General features: G+C 69.5%; 25 protein-coding genes. 4 read left to right on the forward strand and 21 right to left on the reverse strand.

Annotated features, from left to right (window positions below):
- Window position 1: 1 nt before the first annotated feature.
- The 5 genes from K8640_RS08600 to K8640_RS08620 form a co-directional block, all read right to left on the reverse strand.
- A complete protein-coding gene (locus tag K8640_RS08600; protein WP_223746626.1) occupies window positions 2-1,546 on the reverse strand; it encodes an efflux RND transporter periplasmic adaptor subunit in 1,545 nt (514 codons plus the stop codon).
- Window positions 1,547-1,819, reverse strand: coding sequence for a hypothetical protein (locus K8640_RS08605; RefSeq protein ID WP_223746627.1), 273 nt, complete (start codon window positions 1,817-1,819; stop codon window positions 1,547-1,549).
- A 159-nt stretch (window positions 1,820-1,978) separates the two neighbouring features.
- Entirely contained in the window at window positions 1,979-2,284 is a 306-nt protein-coding gene (locus K8640_RS08610) for a hypothetical protein (protein WP_223746628.1), read from the reverse strand.
- Between the two features lie 35 nt (window positions 2,285-2,319).
- Window positions 2,320-2,835, reverse strand: coding sequence for a TlpA disulfide reductase family protein (locus tag K8640_RS08615; protein ID WP_223746629.1), 516 nt, complete (start codon window positions 2,833-2,835; stop codon window positions 2,320-2,322).
- A 208-nt stretch (window positions 2,836-3,043) separates the two neighbouring features.
- Window positions 3,044-3,715: a hypothetical protein gene (locus K8640_RS08620; protein WP_223746630.1), complete on the reverse strand. Its 672-nt coding sequence runs from the start codon at window positions 3,713-3,715 to the stop codon at window positions 3,044-3,046.
- A 96-nt stretch (window positions 3,716-3,811) separates the two neighbouring features.
- Here K8640_RS08620 and K8640_RS08625 point away from each other — a divergent pair, with 96 nt between their 5' ends.
- The gene (locus K8640_RS08625; protein ID WP_141323050.1) at window positions 3,812-4,468 is read left to right on the forward strand and encodes an MBL fold metallo-hydrolase; all 657 of its coding nucleotides are present in this window, start codon (window positions 3,812-3,814) and stop codon (window positions 4,466-4,468) included.
- Window positions 4,469-4,535: 67 nt separating this feature from the next.
- Here K8640_RS08625 and K8640_RS08630 read toward each other — a convergent pair whose 3' ends face one another.
- Together K8640_RS08630 and K8640_RS08635 are read right to left on the reverse strand one after the other, a co-directional pair.
- Entirely contained in the window at window positions 4,536-5,258 is a 723-nt protein-coding gene (locus K8640_RS08630; RefSeq protein ID WP_223746631.1) for a hypothetical protein, read from the reverse strand.
- A gap of 591 nt (window positions 5,259-5,849) precedes the next feature.
- Window positions 5,850-6,587, reverse strand: coding sequence for a M50 family metallopeptidase (locus K8640_RS08635; protein ID WP_046712749.1), 738 nt, complete (start codon window positions 6,585-6,587; stop codon window positions 5,850-5,852).
- 140 nt (window positions 6,588-6,727) lie between these two features.
- Between K8640_RS08635 and K8640_RS08640 the strand changes: the two genes are divergently transcribed.
- Together K8640_RS08640 and K8640_RS08645 are read left to right on the forward strand one after the other, a co-directional pair.
- Entirely contained in the window at window positions 6,728-8,905 is a 2,178-nt protein-coding gene (locus K8640_RS08640) for a S46 family peptidase (protein ID WP_223746632.1), read from the forward strand.
- Window positions 8,905-9,567 (forward strand): high-potential iron-sulfur protein, encoded by a 663-nt coding sequence (locus tag K8640_RS08645; protein ID WP_223746633.1) that lies wholly within the window; start codon window positions 8,905-8,907, stop codon window positions 9,565-9,567. Before K8640_RS08640 ends, K8640_RS08645 begins: the two co-directional genes overlap by 1 nt.
- 5 nt (window positions 9,568-9,572) lie before the next feature.
- Here K8640_RS08645 and K8640_RS08650 read toward each other — a convergent pair whose 3' ends face one another.
- On the reverse strand, window positions 9,573-10,082 hold the full coding sequence (locus tag K8640_RS08650) for an RNA polymerase sigma factor (protein WP_141323075.1): 510 nt from the start codon (window positions 10,080-10,082) through the stop codon (window positions 9,573-9,575).
- Between the two features lie 135 nt (window positions 10,083-10,217).
- On the opposite strand from K8640_RS08650, the gene K8640_RS08655 reads away from it, so the two are divergent.
- Window positions 10,218-10,664, forward strand: a complete 447-nt coding sequence (locus K8640_RS08655; protein WP_223746634.1) for a hypothetical protein — start codon at window positions 10,218-10,220, stop codon at window positions 10,662-10,664.
- A 53-nt stretch (window positions 10,665-10,717) separates the two neighbouring features.
- On the opposite strand, the gene K8640_RS08660 is transcribed toward K8640_RS08655, so the two are convergent.
- From K8640_RS08660 to gspE, 13 genes are all read right to left on the reverse strand, one after another.
- Window positions 10,718-12,358: a sigma 54-interacting transcriptional regulator gene (locus K8640_RS08660; RefSeq protein WP_223746635.1), complete on the reverse strand. Its 1,641-nt coding sequence runs from the start codon at window positions 12,356-12,358 to the stop codon at window positions 10,718-10,720.
- Between the two features lie 93 nt (window positions 12,359-12,451).
- Window positions 12,452-13,423: a type II secretion system protein GspN gene (gene gspN / locus K8640_RS08665; protein ID WP_046712754.1), complete on the reverse strand. Its 972-nt coding sequence runs from the start codon at window positions 13,421-13,423 to the stop codon at window positions 12,452-12,454.
- 4 nt (window positions 13,424-13,427) lie between these two features.
- Entirely contained in the window at window positions 13,428-13,982 is a 555-nt protein-coding gene (gene gspM, locus K8640_RS08670) for a type II secretion system protein GspM (RefSeq protein ID WP_223746636.1), read from the reverse strand.
- 2 nt (window positions 13,983-13,984) lie between these two features.
- Window positions 13,985-15,589 carry a pilus assembly protein PilM gene (pilM, locus tag K8640_RS08675; protein WP_223746637.1) on the reverse strand — a complete coding sequence of 535 codons (1,605 nt, stop codon included), beginning with the start codon at window positions 15,587-15,589 and terminating at the stop codon, window positions 13,985-13,987.
- A gap of 1 nt (window position 15,590) precedes the next feature.
- Complete coding sequence (locus K8640_RS08680; RefSeq protein ID WP_223746638.1) at window positions 15,591-16,976, reverse strand: general secretion pathway protein GspK; 1,386 nt, start codon at window positions 16,974-16,976, stop codon at window positions 15,591-15,593.
- Complete coding sequence (locus K8640_RS08685; protein ID WP_223746639.1) at window positions 16,976-17,647, reverse strand: type II secretion system protein GspJ; 672 nt, start codon at window positions 17,645-17,647, stop codon at window positions 16,976-16,978. The genes K8640_RS08680 and K8640_RS08685 overlap by 1 nt, the downstream gene beginning before the upstream one ends.
- Window positions 17,644-18,558, reverse strand: a complete 915-nt coding sequence (locus K8640_RS08690; protein WP_223746640.1) for a prepilin-type N-terminal cleavage/methylation domain-containing protein — start codon at window positions 18,556-18,558, stop codon at window positions 17,644-17,646. Before K8640_RS08690 ends, K8640_RS08685 begins: the two co-directional genes overlap by 4 nt.
- Window positions 18,555-19,283: a prepilin-type N-terminal cleavage/methylation domain-containing protein gene (locus tag K8640_RS08695; RefSeq protein ID WP_223746641.1), complete on the reverse strand. Its 729-nt coding sequence runs from the start codon at window positions 19,281-19,283 to the stop codon at window positions 18,555-18,557. The genes K8640_RS08690 and K8640_RS08695 overlap by 4 nt, the downstream gene beginning before the upstream one ends.
- Window positions 19,280-19,726, reverse strand: a complete 447-nt coding sequence (locus K8640_RS08700; protein WP_223746642.1) for a type II secretion system protein GspG — start codon at window positions 19,724-19,726, stop codon at window positions 19,280-19,282. Before K8640_RS08700 ends, K8640_RS08695 begins: the two co-directional genes overlap by 4 nt.
- 37 nt (window positions 19,727-19,763) lie before the next feature.
- Window positions 19,764-20,192: a type II secretion system major pseudopilin GspG gene (gene gspG / locus K8640_RS08705; RefSeq protein ID WP_223746643.1), complete on the reverse strand. Its 429-nt coding sequence runs from the start codon at window positions 20,190-20,192 to the stop codon at window positions 19,764-19,766.
- A gap of 58 nt (window positions 20,193-20,250) precedes the next feature.
- Window positions 20,251-20,406: a hypothetical protein gene (locus K8640_RS08710; RefSeq protein ID WP_170300454.1), complete on the reverse strand. Its 156-nt coding sequence runs from the start codon at window positions 20,404-20,406 to the stop codon at window positions 20,251-20,253.
- 12 nt (window positions 20,407-20,418) lie between these two features.
- On the reverse strand, window positions 20,419-21,675 hold the full coding sequence (gspF, locus tag K8640_RS08715) for a type II secretion system inner membrane protein GspF (RefSeq protein ID WP_223746644.1): 1,257 nt from the start codon (window positions 21,673-21,675) through the stop codon (window positions 20,419-20,421).
- Window positions 21,676-21,715: 40 nt separating this feature from the next.
- Window positions 21,716-23,530 carry a type II secretion system ATPase GspE gene (gspE, locus tag K8640_RS08720; RefSeq protein WP_223746645.1) on the reverse strand — a complete coding sequence of 605 codons (1,815 nt, stop codon included), beginning with the start codon at window positions 23,528-23,530 and terminating at the stop codon, window positions 21,716-21,718.
- Window positions 23,531-23,535 lie beyond the last annotated feature (5 nt).

Genomic DNA, 23,535 nt, shown 5'->3' on the forward strand with positions numbered 1-23,535 from the left:
GCTACGGGCCTCCTTCCTCGCAGCAGCCCGCGCCGATGGAGTCCTTGAGCACCTCGGTCTTCAGCAGGAAGGCGCCCGTGGTGACGACCTCCATGCCGGGCCGCAGGCCCTTGACCACCTCGACCTCGTCACGCGTGCCCGCGCCCAGCTCCACGGGGACAGGCTCGTAGAGTGTCTCGTCCTTCTTCACGAAGACGAGCACCTGTCCCTTGGCGCGCTGGATGGCGGAGTGGGGCACCATCAACGCCTCGTGCTCCTCGGCCACTTGAATCCGCGCGCGCAGGAACATGCCGGCCTTGAGGGCGCGGTCGGGGTTGGGCAGCTCGACGCGGGCGCGCACCGTGCGGGTGGCGCGGTCCACGGAGGCACCCACGCGGGTGAGCGTGGCCTCACGGACCTCTCCGGGAAGACCCTCGAGGCTCAGGGTGACCTGCTGCCCCGTGCGCACCTGGGCCGAGTCCGCCTCGGGAATCTCGAGCAGGGCCCAGAGCGTGGAGAGGTCGGCGACCTCGAGCAACGTCTGTCCCGCGGCGACATGTCGGCCGGACACCGCGTCGCGAGCCACCACCGTCCCGGCGAAGGGCGCGGAGAGATTGTAGAGACCCTCGCTGCTCCCCTGTGACGCGCCCGCCGCGCTGAGGGACGCGCGCGCCGCTTCACGCTCGCCCTCGGCCGCGGCGAGCTCGGCCCGGGCCTGCTCCAAGTCCTTGCGAGGGCTGATGCCGCGCTCCACCAGTTCCTGCTCTCGCGCGAGCGCCGCGCGTGCCGTCTCCAGTCGCGCGAGGGCCGCGGACAGCCGCCCCTTGTCCTGTCCGACGGAAGGAGAGGTGAGCGCGAGCAGGGGCTGGCCTGCCTTGACGTCGTCGCCCTCGTCCACGCGCACCTCGCTCACCAGCGCGTCGCCTCGCGCGGACAGTCGCGCCAGGCGGTTCTGGTTGAAGGTGAGCTGGCCCACCACCTCCAGCGAGCGCGCGAAGTGCCTGCGTTGGAGTCGATGTGTCTGGAGCCCCGCCTCCCGCGCGGTGTCGGCGGAGGCCAGTCGGATGCGTGTGCCGGGCGTGGGGAACAGCGGCATCTCGGCGCCCGCGGCCTTCACGAGCTCCGGGTGACAGAAGGGGCAGACCGACTCCGGGAAGCCGTGCTCGCGGCAGTAGTCACCCGCGGCGATGAAGTCGGCCACCAGCTTCGGGTTGCATTGGGTGCACTTCGATTCGGGCACCGCGTGCTCCTTGCACCAGTCGGCGGGCGTGGCCGGGGCGGTGAAGGAGAGCGATGGGTTGCATTGACGGCAGTGGGACTCGGGCAGCCCGTGCTCGTCGCACCAGTCGTCCTGGGCCTTGTAGACATCGACGAGGTCGGGGTCGCACTTCGTGCACAGCTCCGAGGGCACGCCGTGCTCGCACAGCGTGACGGCGCGAGCCTCGGGGGACGGGGGCCCCGCATCGGAGGTGGTGCTCTTCGCGACCTCGGGCTGGGACGACTTCGTGCACGAAGCGCCCAGGACGAGCAGTCCCGCCAGCGCCAGGAGACCGATGCGGGGGCCCATCTACTTCACGCCCTTCTTGGCGAGGTCCGGGTGGCAGAGCGAGCACTGGGACTCGGGGCGCTCGTGCTCGGCGCACCAGTCGTTCTTGGCCTTGAAGACCGCCGCGAGCTTCGGATTGCAGCGCGTGCACAGCGACTTCTGCACGCCGTGCTCACACTTGGGCTTCTCGGCGGCCTGCGACTGCTGCGCGGGCTTGGGCTCCTCGGCCGACGCGGCGAGGACGGGGAAGGACACGAGGGACACGACGAGCACGAAGGTCTGGAGGGAACGCATGACATGACTCCGGCCAGGGCGGTACCCCGGCGGCGTATGTCCGCGCGGGAGTGCGCGGAGGGTGGCTTCAGCTTCAGCGGGGCAGCACGGTGACGTGCGCGTCCGCGCGAGACCCGGGAAGGGGACTCGCTGGACACACGTCTCCCGTGAGGGGCGGAATCACCCTCTGGGAGGCTGGAAGATGTCGCGTCCCACGCCGTTTGGGAGCAGCACGTCCGGGTGGACGTGGATGGTGGGCCGGACGAGCGGCTCCTCCACCTGGCTCACGAAGGGCAGGGGCGCGGGCGCGGCCCTCAGCGGACAGCAGAGGCACAGCGCACAATCCGTGGCGCAGTCCGAGCAGTCCCCCGACCCGGTTTCCTCTTCGCAGTCCGCGTGCGTGTCCGATGCGAAGGCGAGCGTCTGGAAGACGCCACCCGTCATCAGCACGAGGAGGAGCGCGAGGGTGCGCAGGAGGAACCGCATCGACCCGAAGGCTTACTGGAGGTCTCCGCGGAGAGTCAACGCGACGGGGCCGACACTGGTACGGGGTGCTCGCGGATCAACTTCTCCAGCAGGCGGCGCATGGCTCGTGAATCCCACGCTCGAGGCCCCGAGAATCGAGCGACCAGGCGCCCGTCCACCACCAGGACGCTCTGGGGCAGGGTGTCCACGCCGAACGCGCGGGCGACCTGGTGTCCCTCGTCCAGGCGCAGATGCAGCGCGGCGTGGTGCGGCCCTTCGAAGAAGGTCTCCACCGCCTTCGGGTCCGTGTCGTGGCTGAAGACGACGACACGCAGCGCGTCAGGGGGCGCTTCGGCCAGCGACACGAGCTGCGGCGTCTCGGCGCGGCAGGGCGGACACCACGTGGCCCAGAAGACCACCAGCAGGGCCCGCGAGTCGGGGACCTCCGCGAGCCGTGGGGCCGGCCCTTCGACCCGGAGATAGCTCGGAGGTGGTGGCTCCGTCCGACACGCGGTGAGCGGCGACGAGAGGAGCAGTGCGGCGACACCGGCACCGAAGCGGGAGCCGCGCACCCGAACTCGAAGGTGCGACGGACCCGTGTGAAGCCGCGAGTACTGGGAGCCTCGCGCGAGCACCTTCACCGCGCACCTCCGGAGGCGATGACGTGATGGCCCCCCGGCACCCGCCGCTCGATGGCCCCACCCCCGGACGGGCCCCGACGCACGCGCCCTGCGAGCCCATCGCGGGCCCGAGGACGCGACACGTGTGGGGACGGGAACGTCAGGGGTCGGCCTTGGGCGCCTTGCCCCAGTTGCCGTCCTTGAAGATCTTCACGTTGCCCTTGGAGCCGCCTCCGCCAATCAGGCCCGTCACGTTGGCCTGGATGGGCTTGCCACCGGGCGGCTGGTAGACGACGCGCGCCTTGCGGCCGGCGGGGATGGACGGGTGGGTGCTGTCGATGAGCAGGTAGACGGTCTTCCCATCGGACTGGATGCGGTCGGTGTCGTGCTTGTGGCTCAGCTCGGCGAGCAGCTCGCCGTCGTCCACGCTGCTCGCCTCGTTGTTGAGCAGGCGCACCTTGACGCGCAGCCAGTTCTTGGCGCCCTTGCCGCTCTCCGTCGCGTACTCCCGCACGCCCTGGATGATGACGGCCAGGTCGGCGCCGTTGCCTGGCGCCCCCGCCGCGAGCTTCAGGCCCGTCTGTTTGCTGGAGTCCGCGTCGATGAGCAGCGTGGCATTGGCACAGCGGTTCTTGCATTCCTCGCCCCACGGCTCCTTGTCGAAGCGCAGGCGCATGGCGAAGTCGCTGCCCTGGGGTGCGATGACGGCGTCGACGATGACCGGACGCTCGCCGTCCGGAGGCGCGGTGTACTTGAAAGTGGACCGTTCCTTGGCGACGACGCTCGAGCCGGCGAGGAGGGTACAGGCGAGCAACGGCAGAGAGCGCTTCACGGGGTGTGGACCTCCAGGGAAAAGACGTCCATTCAAGTGGGAAGCGCCCGTGCCTTCAAGTCTTGGGCGTTAGAGTCTCCCCGGGAGGTGTGAGAGATGCGGAATCCCTACGTACGTCAGCTCAAGTTGGGCCCCATGGACAACTTCGTCTACCTCGTCGGCGCGGCGGACTCGCCCGACGTCGTGGTGGTGGACCCGGCGTGGGACGTGGATGCGATTGAACGGGCAGTGGAAGAGGACGGCAAGCGCCTGGCGGGCGCGTTCGTCTCGCACTGCCACTTCGACCACATCAACGGCCTGCCGGACCTGCTCTCCCGACACGACGTGCCTGTCTACGCGCAGCGGGCGGAGGTGGAGTTCTCCGCGGAGCTGCGCGAGCTCTCGGGCGCGCTGCGCCTGCTCGGGCCCGGAGACGCGGTGCCGGTGGGCGCCGAGACGTTCCATGCGCTGCACACGCCCGGACACACCCCGGGCTCGCACTGCCTGCTCGCCGGAGACGCGCTCGTGTCCGGGGACACGCTGTTCATCAACGGGTGCGGGCGGTGCGACATGAACGGCGGCGACCCGGAGGCGATGTACCGCTCCTTGTCGCAGGTGCTGTTGAAGGTCCCGGACTCCACGCGCCTGTGGCCGGGGCACGACTACGCGGATGTCCCGGTGGCGGCGCTGGGCGAGGTGCGCCAGAAGAACCCGTACTTCTCCTTCCCGGACGTCGCCTCGTTCGTCGCGTTCCGCATGCGCCCGAGGAAGTGAGCGCCTGGGCCGACGCGGGACCGGAGGCGCGAGGACACGCCTCCGGCCCGCTCACGTCACGACGGGACTACCAATAGACGGCGACCGACGAGACGCGGTCGTTCCACGAGTGCCAGCGGCGGAACGGCCAGAAGCCCGTGTACCAGCCGTAGCTGCCCATGTTTCCGATGGCCCACGCACGGCCGACCCACAGCACGTGGCCGCCGAAGTAGGAGTGCTCCGTCATCAGCGTCCAGCGGCCGCACTGGGTGCTCCACATGGAGGAGATGCGGTCATTCCACCAGCCCAGCGTGTTGTAGCCCCAGCCCGGGTAGACGGAGAACGCCGCCCCGCCGTACCACGAGTGCTCGAAGAAGACCGACCAGGGGTTGCACGGCGCCATGCCCGTGGTGGGCTGCTCGGAGGGGAACTGGTGGGTCTGCTGGAAGTACTTCGTCAGGTCCGCGGTGGTGCGGAAGCCCTGCACCACGGCCATCGCCGCGGAGTTGCCGTCGAGCACGTAGTGGGAGAGGTGGATGTCCCGCTCCTGGAGCTGCTGTGCCGTGTAGCGCACGCCGTCGACCAGGATGGGCAGCTCCGGCAGGAAGCCCTCGACCGGCGCCTGCTCGATGTCCTCACGCGGCGCGTCCCGCAGGACCTTGCTCAACGGGATGCGCGCCAGCTCACCTTCCTTGTTGGGGAGGTCGCCCGTGTTGTGCTCGGGCACCGGCTCGATGTTCTGCGCGAACGCCGCGCCCGTCGACAGCAGCGACGCCAAAACCAGTGAACCCATCACTGACTTGAGATTCATTGCCTGCTCCTGGGGTGTGGGGATGACCGCGGCCCATCCCGGCCGCGTCGCCCGCACTCATAGCGTGTCTGTTTTGTGGCAGACAAATCAGTGAATTTTTGTTTAGCGGTTAGTTCGTGACTCACGTTCCACTGGACCTGGGGCGCGGCTGTCGCGGCGCCGAGCGCGTACATCCGCGTCGGCGCGACACGTGCCCGTGCGCGTCTGGAGAATGCCTGTCGTGTTGGAAGGGGAGGCCCGTCGCTCCCAGGGTCGATTCAGGCGGAGATGGAAGAATCCAGCCTGTCTTGCCTCATGGGAGCTGCGGGCCTGTAACCGGTTACATTCGTTGCTGGGCGGGCATCCAGTCCCAGAACGCCTGCGTGCCGTACGACTGGGACCCGCCGGTGTGTGCGCTGCCCGTCAGGACGAGGTGAGCGTGTCACCCTGTGCGCCGATGCTGGTGGCGAACGGGGCGATGGCCGCCACTTCGTGGTGATGGTGAACAGCTCCGACTCCGTCGTCGCCCGGCCCAGTTCCCCCATTCCGTTGAGGTGGATGAGGGTGGGGTAGCGCTGCGTCGACGTCAGGTCGTCGGGGAGGGCCGCTCCGTCACGCCCTCCGGGCCCGGGAGCCCACGGGGGGCATCTGCAGGCCCTGGGGCCTTGCGTGGAGCGAGCGGTAGGCGGCGATGGAGAGCAGGCCCACCGCGAGCAGCGTCCACAGGGCGGCCCAGACGACGGCGGGCACGTAGGTGAGGTCCGCGAGCAGGGCCGCGTCGCTGCGCGAGCGCACGGCGCTGTTCCACAGGTCGTCGCGCAAGTCGAACACGGCGTACAGCGCGGTGAAGGCGGCGATGAACAGGTTGACGAAGTCCACCGCGCCGTCCGGCAGCCACTTCGCGCCGATGCCCATGACCGCGGCGGTGCCCACGCAGAAGGCCAGGGTGAAGGCGTCCCCCGCGTAGAGCAGGCCCATCACGACCAGCCACACACACGCGGCCCCCAGCACCCACCGGCGCAGCCGGAAGCGGAAGGTGGCGAGCAGGAGGCCCGCGCCGGCCACCGCGCTGCCCAGGTAGCCGCCCGAGTACACGGCGATCTGCCGCAGCATGCCCGGCGGCAGGCGCGACAGGCAGGAGCCCGACTCGTCGGCCGCGAGGTGGATGCGGTCCACGGAGCCCCCCACCAACAGGGTGGCGAGCGCGTGCCCGCTCTCGTGCATCATCACCACCAGCAGCTTCAGGGGCCAGAAGACGGGCGAGTACCAGAAGTACCAGCCGACCCCCAGCATGACGAGCAGGAGGGCCAGGCGGCCGAAATCGAGCTGTGCACCGCTGGCGGTCTTCATCGGTACCGGGGCCTCCCCACCATGGGACACCCCAACACTTAAGTCGGGTCCCTCTTCCCGGGAAACTCCTGGCTTGCCGCGGGGCGTCGTGACCTCAGGCGGATGTCGCCTGCGGGCGCCGGACGGGGTAGGGATGGGGCATGAAGAAGACGCTCCTCCTGCTCTCGCTCGTGGCTGCCCCGGCGCTCGCCGGGGAAGGGAAGTGGACCCCCCAGCAGGTCCTGGAACTGGACCCGGCCTGGCTGCGCGCCCAGGGCCTCCAGGTGCCCCCCAAGAAGTTGTGGGACCCCAAGCGCGGCACCGGCCTGCTCGCGGGCGCCGTGAATGTGGGCGGGTGCACCGGCGCCTTCATCTCCGACACGGGCCTGGTCATCACCAACCACCACTGTGCCTTCGGCATCATCCAGGAGCACAGCACCCCCCAGCGCGACCTCATCACCCAGGGCTTCCTGGCCACGGAGCGCAAGGACGAATTGCCCGGCAAGGGCGCCCGGGTGCAGGTCCCCCGCAGCTTCACGGACGTGACGGCGCAGGTGCTGGCGGCGGTGCCCGAGGGCGCGGATGACACGGCCCGCTTCAAGGCCATCGAGCGCAAGCAGAAGGAGCTGGTGGCCGAGTGCGAGAAGCGCCCCGCCACCCGCTGCCAGGTGTCCACGTTCGACGGCGGCGTGAACTACACGCTGGTGGACGCGGTGGAGCTGCAGGACTCGCGGCTCGTCTACGCCCCGCCGCGCGCGGTGGGTGAGTACGGCGGCGAGGAGGATAACTGGATGTGGCCGCGCCACACCGGCGACTTCGCCATCCTCCGGGCGTACACCGCGCCGGACGGGACGTCGGCGGCGTACAGCGAGAAGAACGTGCCCTACAAGGCGGAGTTCTTCTTCCCGCTGTCCCCCGAGGGCGTGAAGCCCGGTGACTTCGTGATGGTGCTGGGCTACCCGGGCCGCACCTACCGCGCGCTGCTCGCGGAGGAGATGGCGGAGCGCCAGTCGCGGCTCTACCCGCGCATGCGCGACGTGTTCGGCGAGGCCATCCGCATCCTCGAGGAGGAGGGAGAGAAGGACCCGGCCGGGAAGATCGCCGTGGCCTCCACGCTCAAGGGCCTGCACAACGTGCACAAGAACGCGGGCGGGCAACTGGCGGGGCTCAAGCGCGGGCGCATCGTGGAGAAGCAGCGCGAGGCCGAGGCGGCCGTGGCGGCCTGGGCGACGAAGAACAGCGCGAAGTGGGGTGGGGCGCTGAAGGCCCGCGAGGCCCTGCTCGCCGAGCAGAAGGCCACCTCGAAGGTGTTCGAGCGCGAGTTCCTGCTCGGCGCCACGGGCCGGCTCGCCCGGGGGCCGTCGCTGGCGGTGACGCTGGCGCGGCTGGCCACCGAGCGCGCGAAGCCCGATTTGGAGCGCCGCCCGGCGTACATGGAGCGCGAGCAGGTGCGCATCAAGGACCGCCTGGAGCGCGAGCAGAAGAACGTGTTCCTGCCCGCGGAGAAGCGGCTCCTGACGGCCTTCGTGCGGCGCGCACAGGCGCTGGGCGCGGACGAGCGCATCGCCGCGGTGGACAAGCACTTCGGCAAGACGTTCGTGGAGAAGGACGTGGCGGCGAAGGTGGACGCGATGTACGCGGCCACGCAGGTGCTCACGCTGGCCGAGCGGATGAAGATGGGCACGGAGACGCTCGCGCAGCTTCAGGCTCGCAAGGACCCGCTCCTGGCGTTCGGCCTGGACCTGGCGCGTGAGCAGGAGGTGCTGGACGAGGCGCAGGACCGGCGCGACGGCGCCTCGTCGCGGCTGCGGCCCGACTGGCGCAAGGCGGTGCTGGCGCATGCGGGCAAGCCCGTGGCGCCGGACGCCAACGGGACGCTGCGGGTGACGTTCGCCAAGGTGCAGGGCTACTCGCCGCGGGATGGCGCGGTGTACACGCCGCAGACGACGCTGTCGGGCATGCTGGCCAAGCACACGGGGGAGGAGCCCTTCGACGTGCCCGAGCGCGTCTCGAAGGTGGCCGAGGCGAAGCGTTATGGTGCGTGGGCGGACAAGAAGCTCAAGGAGGTGCCGGTGAACTTCCTGTCGGACGCGGATACGACGGGTGGCAACTCGGGCAGCCCCACGGTGAACGGCCGGGGACAGCTGGTGGGCGTGAACTTCGACCGCGTCTGGGAGAACGTGGCCAACGATTTCGGCTACAACCCGGAGGTGGCGCGCAACGTCAACGTGGACGTGCGCTACGTGCTGTGGATGTTGGACCAGGTGGAGAACGCGGACGCCCTGCTGCGGGAGCTGGGCGTGCGCAAGGGCCCGCCGGTGGCGGGGGAGACGCGCTGATGACCGAGCCGGCGGACACCTCGTTGGCACTGCCTGTCTTCCGGCCGGAAGAGCAGGTGTGTGGCAACTGCAAGTTGTGGAGCCCTCACTCGGTGGATGAGCGCCGGGGGTGGGTGGGGCCCTGCCGGCTCCAGTCGTCTCGGGGGATGTTTCCGCCGTCCGCCCCCATCTGTGACAAGTACGCGCCCCGGGGTACGGCCGTGGCCCCGGCGGCGCAGTCCCCCTCGCGCGAGCGCGCCGCCCGGAGCGTGGCCCCGGTGGTGATTCGCCGGCGGGTGGCGGACCCCAACGAAGTCATCGACCTGGAAGGGCTGAGCATGACGCGTGAAGAGCTGATGGACATCTTCCGGGAGGCGTCGGGCCTCGCCGAGGCGCCGCCGCTCGCGGGCAAGTGGGAGGGCGGCACGGTGCGCCTGGTCCCCGGCAACCCGGAGCTGCAGGCGAAGGATTTGCCCATCGACAACCTGTTCCACAAGGTCGTCATGGTGCGCGACCGGCTGCGCGTGCTCGAGCAGAAGCTCAACGCGCACCCGAAGCTGTCCGATGCGGAGAAGGTGGAGATGCAGAGCTACATCACCCGCGTGTACGGCTCGCTCACCAGCTTCAACGTCCTCTTCAAGGACAAGGGCGACCAATTCGTCGGCGCCAAGGGCGACGAGTAGGTGGCTCAGGGGCGCTGGCCGCGCTCCTCGAGCAGCTCGAAGGTGCGCTGCCGGGCGCGGTGGAGGGTGCTCTTCACGGTGCCCTCGGGGATGCGCAAGAGGCGCGCGATTTCGGGGTACGTCAGGCCGCGGACCTCGCGCAGGTAGAGGACCTGGCGCTGCTGCTCGTTGATGTCCTCGAGCGCGGCGGTGAAGTGCCGTTCCATCTGCGTGCCCATGGCCTGCCGCTCGGGAGAGAGGGGCTCGGCGGGCTCGTGGCTCAGGCGCTCGCGGCGCTTGCGTGCGCGCAGCCAGTTGATGCTGCTGTTGACCATGACGCGGTGGAGCCACGTGGTCCACGCGGCGCGCCCGCCGTAGCCGGGCGACTTCCAGGCGAGCCGGGCGAAGACGTCCTGCACGACGTCCTCGGCGTCATCCGCGTCACCGACGATGCGGCGGGCGATGGCGAGCGCGCGGGCGCGGTGCTCGTTGTAGAGCTGCGTGAGGGGCGGAAGGTCGATGGCGGCGGCGTGCATCACGGGTGGGCTCCTGGACACCCCAGCGGGGACCTCCCTTGGAACGAACCACCCGCGAAAAGGGTCTACGCGCCTGCCTGACGGTTTTTTCTCACCGGACGCGACGAACCTCGCCCTTCAGGGCAGGGTGGCGCCATGGCCCATTTCGAGGACCTCTCGCCGTGCGCGTATTTTCCAGGCGGGGACGACCGGCTGGTGGCGGTGGGGTGGCTGGAGCACGGGCATTCCTTCCCGCGAGGTGAAGTGGAGGCGGACTTCTTCGCGGCGCTCGTCCGCCTGTGCGTGGACCCGTGGCAGCCGGTGGTCTTCGCCGGGCGGCACGCGTGCTCGTTGTGTCGCTTCTCGGGGGGCCCAGGGGCGCTCGCGTATGACTCCCTGACGGTGTCACTCGGCAGCGCGAACGTCTTCGTCCCGGATGGGACGCGTGTCTTCGTCGCGCCCACGACGGTGCTGCACTACCTTGATGCGCACGGGTACGCGCCTCCACGCGAGTTCCAGGAGGCGGTGCTGCGGTGTCCTCCGATGCGCTCGATGCCGTACCTCCGGGCGCTCAAGGAGAGCGGACTCCCGTTCCGGAGGTGAGGCGGGCTCCCCGTGCCCCGCGCGAGGTCCGCGAGGCACGGAGGAGGGGACGCCTACTCCTGCTCGTCCTGCTTCGTCAGGCCCCAGTCCTTCAGGCGCTTGAACAAGGTGGAGCGGGCCACGCCCAGCTCGCGGGCCACGCGCTCGCGGTTGTTGTTGTACCGGCGCAGCGCCGCCTCGACGATCTGCCGCTCGAGCTTCTCCAACATCTGCTCCAGCGTCATCCCCGGAGGCAGCTCGGGCACCGCGATGCCCGTCTCCTTGTTCATCTCCTGGTCGAACGTCAAATCGTTCGCGTCGACGACCGGCCCCTTGCGCAACAGCAGCGCCCGGTGCACCACGTTGCGCAGCTCGCGGATGTTGCCCGGCCACGTGTGGTTCTGGAGCCGGTCCATCGCGGACGCGGACAGCTTCACCGTCTGCCCTCGCGGCGAGTACAGCTTCACGAAGTGGTCCGCCAGCGCCGGCAGGTCCCCCTTGCGGCTGCGCAGCGGCGGCAGGTGCAACGGAATCACGCAGAGGCGGTAGTACAGGTCCTCGCGGAACTTGCCCTCGCGCGCCGCTGCCAGCAGGTCCAGGTTCGTCGCCGCCACCACCCGCACGTCCACGTGCATCGGCCGGCTGGCGCCCACCCGCTTGATCTCGCCGCTCTCCAGCGCACGCAGCAGCTTCGCCTGCAAGTCCAGCGGCAACTCGCCAATCTCATCCAGGAACAGCGTGCCGCCGTCCGCCTCCTCGAAGGCGCCCTTGCGCGCATTCGCCGCGCCCGTGAACGAGCCCTTCTCGTGGCCGAACAGCTCGCTCTCGATGAGCTCCTTGGAGATGGCCGCGCAGTTGACGGGGATGAGCGGCCGGTTGGCCCGCTGCGAGCACTGGTGGATGGCCCGCGCCACCAGCTCCTTGCCCGTTCCGGACTCGCCGAGAATCGTCACCGCCGCCGTGGAGGGCGCCACCCGCTCGATGAGGTCCGACAGCCCCTTCACCGCGTTGTCGCTCCCGATGATGCCGTGGAACGACGTCGGCTCCTTGCGGTTGCCCGTCGCCGCCGCCTCGAGCACCAGCTCCGTCTCGCCCACCCTCAGCGTGGTGGGCAACGACACCTCCGCCTCGAACACGCGCACCGGCCCCAGCCACGTGCCGTTCGTCGAGCGCAGGTCCACGACGTGGAACGTCCCGTCCCGCCGCGTCACCTTCAGGTGCTTGCTGGACGCGAACCGGTCCTGGAGCACCAGGTCGCACCCCGCGTCCTTGCCCGCCGTGAAGCTGTCCCCCGAGAACCGATGCACCGTCTCGTTGGGGCCCTGCTTCACGCGCACCTGCGCCGGCTGCCAGCGCAGCGACTGCGCGTCACGGGCCTGGATGGACGTGGTGTGCCCCACCTCGGTGGCCACCTCCGCGCCCTCGCCGCCGCCGCTCAGCCGGAACACCGCGCGCCACTGCCCCAGCGCCAGGTCCGCGCCGTCCGGCAACGCCGCCTCGGTGATCGACGTGCCGGACACCGTGGTGCCCTTGCCCGACAGGTCCTGCACCCGGCACTCCACGCCGTCCCACAGCAGCGCCACCTGCTGACGGCTCACCTCCGGGTCCGGGATGGCGACGTCGCTCTGCTCGCCGCGACCGAGCACCAACCTCGCCCGGTCCACCCCCACCCTCAACACCTCCTCGCCACGACGGAAAAACACCAGCTCCGGCATCCACGGCCCTCCTGTGCGCCCGCGCTTTACACGTCCCGGCGCGCTGACTTCAACCACCACGCCCCGGGAAGGGCGCACCCGAGCCGTTGCCCGCTACCGCCGGGGCAGGAACGTCGGCCGGTTCAGGAACCCGCCGAGCCTGGCCGCCCGGAAGCTCGGGTCCTTCTTGTCCGGAGGGAAGATGGTGATGCCCGCCGCCAGCAGGCCCAGGCGCTTCTGCGCCTCCGGGTCCAACCGCAGGTTCACATCCATCGCCGGCTCGCTGTACTCCAGCCGCTTGCCCAGCTTCAGCGTGCCCGTGGCCAGCGCCTCGATGTCCTCGCCCTTGAGCTTGAGCTCCTTCACCGTGCCCAGGCCCTTGTCGAAGTCGATACGGCCCACCAGCGCGCCGAGCGCCACCTGCGGCAGGTCCATGGGCATGGAGTTGCCACCGCCCATCGGAATGGAGGCCTTGCCACCCTTGATGATGAGCCCCTGCGTGTCGAGCAGCAGCTCCCCGTTCGCCAGGGACAGGTCTGGCTCCGGGCTCTTCCCCTTGGGCAGCGTCAGGGCCAGCGTGCCGTTGATGACGCCGTCCAGGTCCACGCCGAGGAAGCCCGGCAGGTTGCCGCCGCTGACCTTGAGCCCGTCGATGTCCGCGCGCACCTTCGAGTCACCCAGCAACCCCACCGACGCCGTCACCGTCCCGCCCATCGCGTTGGCGCGCACCGCCACGCCCGGAGGGAAGAGGGTGGGGCGCACCGCCAGGCTGTCGATGATGACCGCCTCGCCCAGCTCCGCCGCGCCCGGCAGGCCCTCGCCGCTGATGAGCTTGCCGAGCAGGTCCGCGCTCAACGGCTGGGGCGGCTTGCTCACCCGCACGTTGGTGGCCGTGACGCCGGACAGCCCCGGCCGCAGCGAGCCGATGCGCACCGCCAGCCCCGCCTGCGCCGCCTCGTTGATGATGCGCGCGCGCACCGTCTCGTACGGGAAGGTGAGCAGCAGGCAGAGGATGAAGGCCACGAGCGCGAACGCGCCGTAGCCCAGGATGACCTTCCAACGAGCGGGCTTGGAGTCAGAGGACATAGGGCTATTGCTTCATCCGGTAGGTGGCCACCGTCGTCCACGCCGTCAGCGTGTCGTTGGGCCTCGGTTCGATGCGCAGGTACTTCACCTTCACCACGCCCGGCCCGCTCTCCACCGTGCGCATGAAGTCCGTCAGCTTGCGGAGGTCCACGTCGGAGAACGTCAGCTCCACCGAGCTCTCCATGATCTTCCCGTCGCCGATGCCCACGTCGCCCTTGGGCGTCATGTTGGGCACCTGCAGCCCGGCCGCCGTGGCCTTGTCCTCGATGTAGGTGATCAGCTGCACGTTGCTGGACGTCAGCTGCGTCTCCACGGCCTGCCGCGACGCCTGGGCCTCGCGATAGCTGGCCGCCAGCGCCTGCACCTCCTGGAGCTTGCCCAGCTTGTCCTCGGTGCGCTTGCGGTAGCCGGACGCGCTGTTGGCGAACGTCATCAGCACCACGAACACCACGAACACCGCCACCGCCGTGCCGGCGATGGCCACCATGCGCCGCTCACGCTCGCTGAGCCGCTCGAACCACGTCTGCAACGGCGCGAGTGCTTCCTGAAGTCTGGCCATGACTAGCTCTCCCCGCCTTCCGCCCCGGGGCACTGCACCTGGACGTCCAGACGGAACGTCACCTTCTGTCCGTCCCGCGTGCGCTCCACCTTCCCCTGCTTCACTTCCTTGAAGCAGGCGTGGTTCCTGAGCGCGTTGGACAGCGTGTCCACCTGCTTGGAGGAGTCCGTCTCCCCCTGGAGGATGACGCGCTCGGTATCAATCTGGATGCGGTCGAACTTCACCGGGATTTCCTTGGGGACGTGCTCGGTGACCTCCGCCAGGAGGTTGACCGCGGACATGCGCGGCAGCGCCGCCGCGGGGCTCTCCACGCCCTTGAGCATGTTGAGCGCGCGGTTGTAGTCCTTCTCGCACCGCCCCAGGATCCGCTGCGTCGTCTCGCACAGCGCCGCGTCCACCTGCGCCTCGCGCCGCGACAGCACCGAGTTGCGCACCACGCCGAACGCGATGAGCAGCAAGAGCAGCGTCGCCGCGAAGGACGCCAGGAGGCCCAGCTTGTCCTTCACGTAGTCGAAGTCACCCTTGAAGGCGAGCTCGCCCCGGCGGTAGTTGAAGCGCGGCGCGCGCGCGCCCGTCGCGTTGCCTCGCAGCGCGAGCGCGTACGCCTGCGCCGCCGTCGGCTGCTCGTCGGCGGCGATGGCCTCCGTCGTGTCCGCCGGCAGCGCCAGCACGCGCACCGGCAGGTTCAAGTCCCGCGAGAGCTGCTCCGCGAGCCCCGGCATCCGCGCGGTGCCGCCACACAGCACCAGCGCGCCCACCTGCTGGCGGGTGCGCGCGGTGAAGGACTTCAGCGTGGGCCGCAGCTCGCGCAACACCGGCTGGAGCCCCCGGGTGAAGGCCGCCGCCGCGCGCTCCGCGTCCGGCCCCTTCGCCGCGCTGGCCAGCGCCCCGTGCTGCTCCTTCCAGTGGTGCGCCTCCGCCAATGACGTCTGGAACTCCGTGGCCAGGGCCTTGCTCAGGTCCTTGCCACCGCCGGCGAACGTGCGCGCGAAGCGGACGCCCGTGCCCGGCGTGCCGATGGCCACCGACGTGCGCTCGTGGCCCAGGTCCACGATGGCCACCGCGCCGCCCTCGTTCGCGCCCTCGAAGAGCCCCGCCGCCTGCTGGAGCAGGTTCTGGTAGGCGAGGCCGGGGTGCGTGACGACGCGCGGGTCCACCTTCAGCTCCGCCAGCACCTCCAGCAGCGCCTTGAGCTCCTCGGTGCGCACCACGCCGACGAGCAGGTCGCTCGCCCTCTCCTTGCCCTCCAGGTCCTTGTGGCCGACGACCTGGTAGTCGTAGACGACCTCGGAGATGTCGAACGGGAGCTGGCTGCCGATTTCGAACGGCAGCGTCGCGTCGATGCGCTTGCTGTCGGAGAACGGCAAGGTCAGCGTGTGGGTGATGAGCGCGGGGCCGGGCAGGGACACCACCACCTGGTCGGCGTGGCCCGGCGGCAGCTTGCCGAGCAGCTCCGTCACCGCGGCGCGCAGCGTGTCGGCGCGCTCGCCTTCCTGAGCACGGCGCACCTCCACGTAGCTCCGGGTGGCGTGTCCCTTCGTCCGCGCCTCCAGCACCACGCCCTTCACGGCGTGGCTGCCCAAATCGAGGCCAAGAATGCGGGCCATGCTATTCCTCTCTCCAGTACAGGAGCTTGCCCAGCGTGTCGTCCAGCCGGACCACCGCGGTCAGCGTCTTCTGCACGCTGCCCGCCTCTCCCACGGATTTGATGGTGAACGTCTGACTCTTGTCGCCGATGAGGCGGTTGCCCGCCACGTTGGACTTCACGGCCGGATTCACCACGATGCCGGCGCTCTCCACCACCGCCACGAAGTCCTGCACCGCCATGCCGAAGAAGCTGAACATGCGCGCCGAGCGGATGCGGGTGATGAGCTCGTTGAGGAACACCGGGTCCCTCAAGCGCGGGTCCGGCCGGGCCGGGTCCGCCACCGACATGATGGCCAGCCCCATCATCACCGGGTCATCCGTGTTGATGTTGGGCCGTGAGTTGATGTCCGGATACACCGTGAGCCTGTCACGGAAGGCCGACATGAACTGGTCATTCACCCCGTGCACCCGGTACAGCTCGTCGACGCTGTCGAACCGCGCGTTCTTCGGCTCGTAGCTCGGCTCGTACCGGCTGTAGGGCGAGCCCTCGTCGGAGAAGCCGGACGGCATGGGGTTGACCGGGTCATTGCGGTTGATGGCCGAGCCCGTCTCATCGTCGTCCGCGTAGTCCTTGATGGCCAGCATCACGTCCTGCGGATTGCTGCGGACCTTGTTCGCGTCGTCGCGCTCCCACAGGAACTCGAAGCGCTTGTCCTCGAGCATGTCCAGCATGCGCAGCGCGGTGGGCAGCGCGTCGCCGGCGCCCGCCATCAGCCGGTGGACGTTGAGCTTCTCCTCCTCGTCGGAGATGGTGGACAGGAAGCAGCCCTCGAAGCCGCCGAACGAGCGGCGCGTCATCTGCGCCGACATCTCCTTCGACGCCGGGTCCTCCTCGCCGTCCATGCGGAAGTTCCCGTCGTCCTCGTCCACCGGGTCCAGGGGCGGCGCGTCCTCCTTGCCGTTCTCCAGGCCCTCGCTCTTCACCAGGCCCTTGAGCATGTGGCAGTCCACGCGCGCCATCCGCCACAGCTGGAGGTTCAGGCTGGAGGGCTGGGGCGTGTTGCCCTGCGCGCCCACGTTGCCGCCCAGAAAGCCGCTGAGCAGCGACGCGGGGTTGGGGATGGGCGTCGCGTCCACCTGCTTCTGGAAGCGCAGAAGCAGCCGCGACAGCGCCACGCCCGAGCGCGCCATGTAGTACGCGCGGACCTCGTCGCGCTGGTTGGCGGCGAGCTGCAGGTCCACGCGGCTGTTGTAGGCGAACTCGGTGGCGATGATGGTGAGCAGCGCGATGGACACCACCGCGATGATGAGCGCCACGCCGCGCGAGCGCCGCTCGTTCGCGGCCGCCGAGCGCGGGGCGGGCCTGGGACGTCGCCGGGACGTCTGCTTGGGGAAGGGCAGGGGCATCAGTACCTCGGCAGCTCCGTGTTCAACATGATGCGCGTCTGGGTGCTGTAGCGCGCTTCCTTTCCCGTCTCGTCCACCGCCGTCACCGTCACCCGCACGCGTGTGGGCAGGATGCTCTTCTGCTCGGGGCGCCGGGTGTCCCACTCGTCATCCCACTCCTTCTTCTCGGAGTTCCAGTACTCGAACTCCAGCTTCTTCACGCCCTCCAGCAGCACGTCCGTCGTGCCGCCCCGGTCCATGCGGTCGTCCACGTTCGGGTTGACCCGGCGCTTGAGGTCCTGCCGCCCGCGCGCCGTCTTGTCCTCGGACGCGTCCACGAAGTACTCCACCACCGCCTGGTCGGACTCCTTCACGTCCGTGTACAGCCGCTGGTGCGCGAACGTGGTGAACAGGAGCCGGTCGCTCTCCCCGACGAAGTTGCTGGGCCGGTCCTGCTGGTCCCGGAAGCGCTTCAGGTCGAACCGGTCACTGACGTACGCGGAGCCGATCTCCCGCGACATGCGGTTCATCGCCACCCGCAGCTGCCGGTAGCGGTCCGCGTCCGCCTCCACCGTCTCCTTCGCCGTCAGGCCCGTCTGGAAGGCCATGGCCACCACCGTGCCCATCAGGGCGGTGATGGCCACCGCCACCATGACCTCCATCAGCGTGAAGCCGCGCGCGCGCCGGGTCATCGGTCGTTCCTCATCAGGCCGCCGCCCAGGTTCGGAATCTGCGGCCGCCCGCCGCCCATGCCGGGCGGGAGGATGCCGCCCGCGCCACGGCCGCCCTGCTGGCCGCCGTTGGCGCGGTTGAGCCACTCCGAGCGGCGCATCAGCGGCTTGCGCGTCTGCGGATGCAGCATGACGCCGTTGGGGCCGGGGATGGGGTTCTGGACGATCATCCCGGGGCTGTCGGGGTCCACCCACTGGTTGTCCGCGCCCGGCGTCTGGCCACCGGCGTTGGGCGTGAAGCCGCCGTTCCTGTCCGAGCCCGGCCCGAGCGACACCACGTGCGTCACCAGGTCGATGCTCTCCAGCTGCGTGCCCTCCTGCCAGTACACCGTGAGGTGCACCTCGCGCACCGTCTGGGTGAGCTGCTGCACCATCTGCGTGAACATGGGCTGCGCCATGCCCATGGCCGCGCCGCCCAGGCCGCCGCCCGCGGGCTGCGGTCCGCTGGAGCCGCCCTTGCCATCCTTGTCGCCGCCGCCACCGCCGCCGAAGAGGCTGGCGATGCCGCTCATCGGGTCGCTCGAGTCCCCGCCGATGGGCAGGTTGAAGAGCGCGCCGATGAGCTGGTCGGGTGACACGCCGTCCAGCTTGGGCGCGATGATGCGCGCCTTCCACTTGAACTGGGGCCAGCCCTCGTCGGAGAAGTCGCCCGACTCCTCGTCGTCGTCGGGCGTGAAGCCGTCGTCGTAGAGCTGCTGCTCCACGTCCGTCATCTTCGAGCGCGCCAGCAGCGAGGCCACCGTGAGGCGCTTGGTGTAGACGTGGTTGGCCACCGCGCCCGCGTTGAGGTCGAAGATGGCCATCAGCGCGAGGCCGAGGATGGCGAGCGCCACGACGACCTCCAGCAGCGTGAAGCCCCGGGCCTGTCTCATCGCGGCACCTCCAGCGCCTCGCCCACGATGTTCACCTTGCCGGTGAGCGGGGACACGTCCAGGGTCCAGATGTTGTCGCCCTGGCTCAGGTAGACGTAGGCCTTCTCCGTGTAGCCCTGCGGGAAGAAGTAGAGATACGCGACGCCGCTGTCCACGGCCTCTCGCTGCTGGCGCGTCCACACCGACACGCGCACGTCCGAGGGCAGCTCGCGCGGCGGAATCTCCTCCGACGTGAAGGACGAGAAGCGCGACTGGCTCTCCACGCGCTGCTTCTCCGCCTCCATCAGGTCCTGCGCGCTGACCGTCTCCCCGGCCGAGGCCACGTAGGTGCGCCGCTCCTGCCCGTTGCCGGAGCCGCTCCGGTTGGAGCGCCGGGCCCGATCCCTCTCGGAGTTCTCGTCGCGCAGGGCGGTGTCGCGGTCCCTCGCCGTCGTCACGCCGCTCTCCGCGCACTCGGCGTGGTAGCGCGTGGCCTTCTCCTCCTTGGCCTCCGGAATCTCGAACACCAGCCGGCACGTCTTGCCGCGCAGCGCCGCCGAGTCGTAGAGCGAGCGGATGGTGCCGGCCAGCTCGCCGGCCGCGCCCTTGGCCTTGGCGCCGGTGAGCGAGCCGATGCCCATCACCGCCGCGGAGAACAGCATCGCGACGATGATGATGGCGATGGAGATCTCGATGAGCGTCAGGCCGCGCTCCTGGCGCCGCCGTGTCGCCGTGCTCCGCGTCATGGCTGCCCCCAGTCCGCCAGCACGCCTCCGCTGCTCAGGTCCGCGTCCAGCCCCGCGCCGCCCTGCTTGCCGTCCGCGCCAAGCGAGATGACGGCGCCGCTCTTGCCGTCCATCCAGTAGACGTACGGGTGGCCCCATGGATCACTGGGCACGCCCTCGATGAGCTTCGCCTCGATGAGCGGGGTGAAGCCCTCCTCCTTGGAGGGGAAGTGGCCCATCAGCCGGTGGTGCGCCTTGAACATGCCCTCCAGCTTGCGGATCTCCGTCCGGGCGCGCCGCTGCTCGGGCGCCAGCGTGCGGTCCTCCGTCGCGTAGACGAGGGCGAACGCCAGCACCGTGGCCACCAGGAAGATGCCGCCCAGGATGAGTTGGCCCGACCGGTTCGGACGGGCGCCCCCCGCGGGTGAGGACGTCGGGGATGTCACTGCGTTCTGCTCGTTCATACCCAAGTCCTGTCAACACACGGGGCGCGCCGGTTCTTCACTTGGTGGCGGCCCCGTCCGCGGACGAGATGTCCGCGTCGTTGCCCTCACCGCCGGCCGTGCCGTCCGCGCCGTAGGAGATGATGACGGGCTTGCCGCCCTCGTTGAGGTACACGTAGTCGTTGTTCCACGGGTCCTTCGGCATCGACTCCAGCGACTGCGTCTCCACCAGCGCGTTGAGGCCCGCCGACGTGTCCGGGTACTTGCCCTTCTTCGTGTAGTAGAGCTTCAGCGCACCCTGGATGTTCTTGATGTCCAGGGCCGCCCGGTCCCTTCGGGCCGCCTCGAGCTGGGGAATCACCGCCACGCCGACGGCGGCGGCGATGAGGCCGAGGATGGTGATGACCACCATGATTTCGATGAGCGTCATGCCCCGGCGGTTGCGGCGGCGGCGCTGCTGCTGGGTGTTCTGGTTCGTCTTGTTCATGTCTCTCACCTCGGGGTGACTTTCTGGCAAGCCACCGCTTCGTGTTCTGGACTTCCTGTCAGGGGACCCGGGGGACGTCCACCACTCCGGGAGGGGGCACGGCGGCCCGGGGGCCGTACAGCCGGGCCCCCACCGTCACCAGCGCCGCGGCGACGGCGATCATCGCCGCCAGCGTCACACGCTGAATCCAACGGTCTAACGTCTCATTCGTCATGGGCGTCGCACCTCACCGGATGGCCGAGTTCACCTGGAGGATCGGCATCAGGATGGAGAGCGCGACGAATGCAATCACCGCGCCCATCACCACGATGAGCAGGGGCTCGAGCAGCGAGGTGAGGGCGCCGATGCGCACGTTCACCTGCGTCTCGTAGTTGTCCGCCACGTTGGTGAGCATCTCCTCGAGCTGACCGGAGCGCTCGCCGATGGCGACCATGTGGTAGACGAGCGGCGGGAACTCCCCGGAGCGCTTGAGCGGGTTGGCGATGCTCTCGCCCTCGCGGATGGAGTCGCGGGCCTTCTCGACGACCTCCGCCAGCACGGTGTTCGTCATCACCGCCTTGACGATGTCCATGGCCGCCAGGAGCGGGACGCCGCTCTTGAGCAGCGTGGACAGCGTGCGGGCGAAGCGGGAGATGGAGAGCAGCCGCACCAGGTTGCCCACCACGGGCGCCTTGAGCGTGAAGCGGTCCCACTTGGGCTTGCCCTTGGGGCTCACCGTCCAGCGCATGAACAGCCAGCCGCACAGCACCATCACCGGGACGGCGATGAACCACCAGTCCTGGAAGAAGTTGCTCGTGGCGATGAGCATCCGCGTGCTCAATGGCAGCGTGGCCTTCATCGTCTCGAAGATCTTCGTCACCTTCGGGACGACGAACACCATCAGCGCCACCAGGATGCCGCCGCCCACCACCATCATGATGGCGGGGTAGAGCATGGTGCTGAGGATCTTCTGCTGCAGCCGGGCCTGGTTCTCCGTGAAGTCAGCCAGGCGCGTGAGCACCGCGTCCAGGGCGCCGGACGCCTCGCCCGCGCGCACCATGTTCACGTAGATGCTGGGGAAGATCTTGGGGTGCTGTCCCAGCGCGTCCGCCAGGGACGAGCCCTCGTTGACGCGCTGCTTGATGTCGGAGAGGGCGCGCTTGAAGCGCTCCTTCTCCACCTGGTCCACCAGGGCGGTGAGCGACTCCACCAGCGTGACGCCGGCGCCCAGCAGCGTGGACAGCTGCCGGGTGAAGATGGCCACGTCGTCGGTGTTGACGCGGCCCCGGCCCAGCTTGCGCAGGTCGATGTCGCGCGCCACCTGCGCGGCGTTGGCGCCCTTGGACACCGCGCCCCGGCTGCCCTCCGCCTGGGCGAGCACGTCCGTGAGGAAGATGCCGTCGGCGCGCAGCTTGGAGCGCAGCGTCTTGGGCGAGTCGGCTTCCAGCAGGCCCTTGATCTGCTTGCCCGCGGAGTTGAGACCTCTGTACTCGAAGACCGGCATGGCTCGATGACCCCGGCCCCTCCCAGGGAGGAGCTGTCGGTTACATGTCCTCCTGGGTGATGCTCAGCACCTCGGCGATGGTCGTCTCCCCCAGCGCAATCTTGCGCGCGCCGTCCTCGAGCAGGGTGATCATCCCCTTGGAGGTGGCGGACTTCTTGATGGTGGAGGCGTCCACGTTCTTCAGTACGAGCTGGCGCACGTCGTCGTCCACGGGCAGGAACTCGTAGATGCCCGTACGGCCTCGGTAGCCGTTGCGGTTGCAGGTGGGGCAGCCGACGGCCTTGTAGATGCGCTCGGTGCCGTAGCGCTCCTTGAAGGAGGCGCGCGAGTGGCCGATCTCCTTCAGCTCCGCGTCCGTGGGCTGGTAGGGCGCGCGGCAGTCCGGGCACACGCGGCGCACCAGGCGCTGGGCGAGGATGCCCGTGAGCGACGACGCCACGAGGAACGGCTCCACGCCCATGTCCACCAGACGGGTGACGGCGCCGGCCGCGTCATTGGTGTGGACCGTGGAGAGCACCAGATGGCCCGTGAGCGAGGCCTGGATGGCGATCTCCGCCGTCTCCTTGTCGCGGATCTCACCGACCATGATGACGTCCGGGTCCTGGCGCAGGAAGGAGCGCAGGCCTTGGGCGAAGGTGAGGCCGATCTTGGGGTTGATGGCCATCTGGCCAATCCCCTTGAGCTGGTACTCCACCGGGTCCTCGACGGTGAGGATGTTGAGGTCCGGGGTGTTGATCTTCGACAGCGCGCCGTAGAGCGTCGTCGTCTTGCCGGAGCCCGTGGGGCCGGTGACGAGGATGATGCCGTGCGAGCGCTTGATGACGGCTTCCATGGCGTGGAGCGTCACCTGGCTCATGCCGATCTCCGCCAGGTCCAGCAGCGTCGCCGTCTTGTCCAGCAGACGCATGACGATGCGCTCCCCGTTGGTGGTGGGGATGGTGGACAGACGGATGTCGATGTCGCGGCCGGCCAGCTTGATGCGGATGCGGCCGTCCTGCGGCAGGCGCTTCTCGGCGATGTTGAGCTGCCCCATCACCTTCACGCGGCTGACGATGGCGTTCTGGTAGCGCTTGGGCGGCTTGATGACCTCCTGCAGCACGCCGTCCACGCGGAAGCGCACGAGCAGCTCGCGCTCCATGGGCTCGATGTGGATATCGCTCGCGCGCTCCTTGGCGGCGCGGAAGAGCACCGAGTTCACCAGCCGGATGACCGGGGCCTCGTCGTCCGTGTCCAGCAGGTCCTGCGGCTCGTCCAGCTCGTGGGCGATGGCGTCCAGGTCCTGCGTCTCCATCTCGTCGACCAGCTGCTCGGCCTCGTTGATGGATCGGTCATAGACGCTGTTGATGGCGTCGGTGATGGTGGTGTCGAGCGCCAGCCGGGGGCTGATGCTCTGGCCCAGCAGCAGCCGCGCGTGGTCCAGCGCGGACGTGTCCAGCGGGTCCGCCACCGCCAGGACCACGCTGTCGTTCTCCAGCGACAGCGGGAGGATGTGCGCCTGCTTGGCGAAGTTGATGGGGATGCGCTTGACCAGCTCCGCGTCCACCTCTTCGGTGAAGATGCGCGCCAGGTAGGGCAGGTCCAGCTGGTGTCCCAGCGCCTTGGCGACGTCCTCGGCGCTGACCGCCTTGAGCCCCACCAGGACCTCACCGATGCGTCCGCCCTTCTCCTCCTGGAGGGCGAGCGCCTCGCGCAGCTTCTCCTCGGTAAGCGAGGGGACGAGCGCGCGGAGGATCTCCCCCAGCGGCCTGCCGCACAGGAAGGCCTGGCCGTGGGAGACGACCTGGGTGGAGTCGTTCCGGGCAGGGGCCGCGCCGGACGCGGCGGTGGCGAGAGTGGGGTCTGCGGTCACGTTCATGGGCT

Source organism: Myxococcus sp. XM-1-1-1 (genome assembly GCF_020037095.1).
Lineage (GTDB): Bacteria > Myxococcota > Myxococcia > Myxococcales > Myxococcaceae > Myxococcus > Myxococcus fulvus.

Coding starts and splice junctions, on each gene's coding strand:
- K8640_RS08625 (WP_141323050.1), top strand. CDS start 3,812: ATGCGGAATCCCTACGTACGTCAGCTCAAGTTGGGCCCCATGGACAAC.
- K8640_RS08605 (WP_223746627.1), bottom strand. CDS start 1,819: ATGCGTTCCCTCCAGACCTTCGTGCTCGTCGTGTCCCTCGTGTCCTTC.
- K8640_RS08695 (WP_223746641.1), bottom strand. CDS start 19,283: ATGACGCGGAGCACGGCGACACGGCGGCGCCAGGAGCGCGGCCTGACG.
- K8640_RS08685 (WP_223746639.1), bottom strand. CDS start 17,647: ATGACCCGGCGCGCGCGCGGCTTCACGCTGATGGAGGTCATGGTGGCG.
- K8640_RS08640 (WP_223746632.1), top strand. CDS start 6,728: ATGAAGAAGACGCTCCTCCTGCTCTCGCTCGTGGCTGCCCCGGCGCTC.
- gspN (WP_046712754.1), bottom strand. CDS start 13,423: ATGTCCTCTGACTCCAAGCCCGCTCGTTGGAAGGTCATCCTGGGCTAC.
- K8640_RS08690 (WP_223746640.1), bottom strand. CDS start 18,558: ATGAGACAGGCCCGGGGCTTCACGCTGCTGGAGGTCGTCGTGGCGCTC.
- gspG (WP_223746643.1), bottom strand. CDS start 20,192: ATGAACAAGACGAACCAGAACACCCAGCAGCAGCGCCGCCGCCGCAAC.
- K8640_RS08710 (WP_170300454.1), bottom strand. CDS start 20,406: ATGACGAATGAGACGTTAGACCGTTGGATTCAGCGTGTGACGCTGGCG.
- K8640_RS08650 (WP_141323075.1), bottom strand. CDS start 10,082: ATGCACGCCGCCGCCATCGACCTTCCGCCCCTCACGCAGCTCTACAAC.
- K8640_RS08700 (WP_223746642.1), bottom strand. CDS start 19,726: ATGAACGAGCAGAACGCAGTGACATCCCCGACGTCCTCACCCGCGGGG.
- gspM (WP_223746636.1), bottom strand. CDS start 13,982: ATGGCCAGACTTCAGGAAGCACTCGCGCCGTTGCAGACGTGGTTCGAG.
- K8640_RS08630 (WP_223746631.1), bottom strand. CDS start 5,258: ATGAATCTCAAGTCAGTGATGGGTTCACTGGTTTTGGCGTCGCTGCTG.
- K8640_RS08600 (WP_223746626.1), bottom strand. CDS start 1,546: ATGGGCCCCCGCATCGGTCTCCTGGCGCTGGCGGGACTGCTCGTCCTG.
- pilM (WP_223746637.1), bottom strand. CDS start 15,589: ATGGCCCGCATTCTTGGCCTCGATTTGGGCAGCCACGCCGTGAAGGGC.
- K8640_RS08610 (WP_223746628.1), bottom strand. CDS start 2,284: ATGCGGTTCCTCCTGCGCACCCTCGCGCTCCTCCTCGTGCTGATGACG.
- gspF (WP_223746644.1), bottom strand. CDS start 21,675: ATGCCGGTCTTCGAGTACAGAGGTCTCAACTCCGCGGGCAAGCAGATC.
- K8640_RS08635 (WP_046712749.1), bottom strand. CDS start 6,587: ATGAAGACCGCCAGCGGTGCACAGCTCGATTTCGGCCGCCTGGCCCTC.
- K8640_RS08660 (WP_223746635.1), bottom strand. CDS start 12,358: ATGCCGGAGCTGGTGTTTTTCCGTCGTGGCGAGGAGGTGTTGAGGGTG.
- gspE (WP_223746645.1), bottom strand. CDS start 23,530: ATGAACGTGACCGCAGACCCCACTCTCGCCACCGCCGCGTCCGGCGCG.
- K8640_RS08680 (WP_223746638.1), bottom strand. CDS start 16,976: ATGCCCCTGCCCTTCCCCAAGCAGACGTCCCGGCGACGTCCCAGGCCC.
- K8640_RS08655 (WP_223746634.1), top strand. CDS start 10,218: ATGGCCCATTTCGAGGACCTCTCGCCGTGCGCGTATTTTCCAGGCGGG.
- K8640_RS08645 (WP_223746633.1), top strand. CDS start 8,905: ATGACCGAGCCGGCGGACACCTCGTTGGCACTGCCTGTCTTCCGGCCG.